The following is a 1,654-nucleotide window of genomic DNA, read 5'->3' as shown; positions in this document are numbered from 1 at the left end:
TCATGCCTTAACGGGTATAGGGCTTTTCTTGGAAGCTTGACATCACCCACTTCGCTGCCGTAGCAGCTCGTACTCACGCCTCAGCTCAAAGTGTTTTCGCCACTTCTCAACGCCTCGAACGCTTGAACCAGTAACCAACTTCTGGCTGGGCTAGCCTTCTCCGTCCCCCTTCCCAAAACATGACAGGTACAGGAATGTTGACCTGTTGTCCATCGACTACGCCTTTCGGCCTCGCCTTAGGTCCTGACTAACCCTCCGCGGACGAGCCTGCCGGAGGAACCCTTAGGGTTTCGGGGCATGGGATTCTCACCCATGTTTTCGCTACTCAAGCCGACATTCTCACTTCCATGCAGTCCACGCCCGCTTACGCTAACGCTTCGCCCCACATGGAACGCTCCCCTACCATTTAACAAGTTAAATCCGCAGCTTCGGTACAACGCTTAGCCCCGTTCATTTTCGGCGCAGGATCGCTCGACCAGTGAGCTATTACGCACTCCTTTGAGGATGGCTGCTTCTAGGCAAACCTCCTGGTTGTCTGGGCAATCCCACCTCCTTTATCACTGAGCGTTGATTTGGGGACCTTAGCTGGCGGTCTGGGCTGTTTCCCTTTCGACCATGGAGCTTATCCCCCACAGTCTGACTGCCTAGTTTCACACAGGGTATTCAGAGTTCGTCTCGATTTGGTACCGCTCTCGCAGCCCGCACCGAAACGGTGGCTTTACCCCCCTGCTATAGCACTAGACGCTACGCCTCAACGTATTTCGGGGAGAACCAGCTAGCTCCGGGTTCGATTGGCATTTCACCCCTAACCACAGCTCATCCGCTGATTTTTCAACATCAGTCGGTTCGGACCTCCACTTGGTATCACCCAAGCTTCATCCTGGCCATGGTTAGATCACCCGGGTTCGGGTCTATAAACACTGACCAACGCCCTATTCAGACTCGCTTTCGCTATGGCTCCACCATTTCCGGTTTAACCTGCCAGTGCCTATAAGTCGCCGGCTCATTCTTCAACAGGCACACGGTCATCCTATGAGTAGGACTCCCATTGCTTGTAAGCTCACGGTTTCATGTTCTATTTCACTCCCCTCCCGGGGTTCTTTTCACCTTTCCCTCGCGGTACTGTTTCGCTATCGGTCACACAGGAGTACTTAGCCTTACGAGGTGGTCCTCGCGGATTCACACGGAATTTCACGTGCTCCGTGCTACTCGGGATACAGCTAGGCCAGTTTCGCTTTCGCGTACGGGGCTTTCACCCTCTATGGCGCGCCTTTCAAACGCTTCCACTAACGTCCCTGGTCCACGTTGCTGTCCCACAACCCCGATGGTCGAAACCATCGGTTTAGGCTCTTCCCCGTTCGCTCGCCGCTACTTAGGGAGTCGTTTTTACTTTCCTTTCCTCCAGCTACTAAGATGTTTCAGTTCGCTGGGTTGGCTCGCGCCACCCTATGGATTCAGGTGGCCGTTCTAGGGGTTGCCCCATTCGGAGATTCCCGGATCAAAGCGTGTTTCCAGCTCCCCGAGACTTTTCGCAGGTAACCACGTCCTTCATCGCCTCTGTGTGCCAAGGTATCCACCGTGAGCCCTTTGTAGCTTGACCAATTAACACTCCCAACGTTCAGGGTTGTTGAGACCCATTCTCCTGCTTTCACCT

1 rRNA gene is annotated in these 1,654 nt (G+C 54.2%); it reads right to left on the bottom strand.

Features of this window, described 5'->3' with window-relative positions:
* Nucleotides 1–1,600 (bottom strand): 23S ribosomal RNA (locus KUG39_RS05180); the annotation flags it as partial.
* Nucleotides 1,601–1,654 lie beyond the last annotated feature (54 nt).

The sequence above is a fragment of the Synechococcus sp. CCAP 1479/10 genome, assembly GCF_019038515.1.
Lineage (GTDB): Bacteria > Cyanobacteriota > Cyanobacteriia > PCC-6307 > Cyanobiaceae > Cyanobium.
This window is presented reverse-complemented; position numbering and strand designations above follow the sequence as displayed.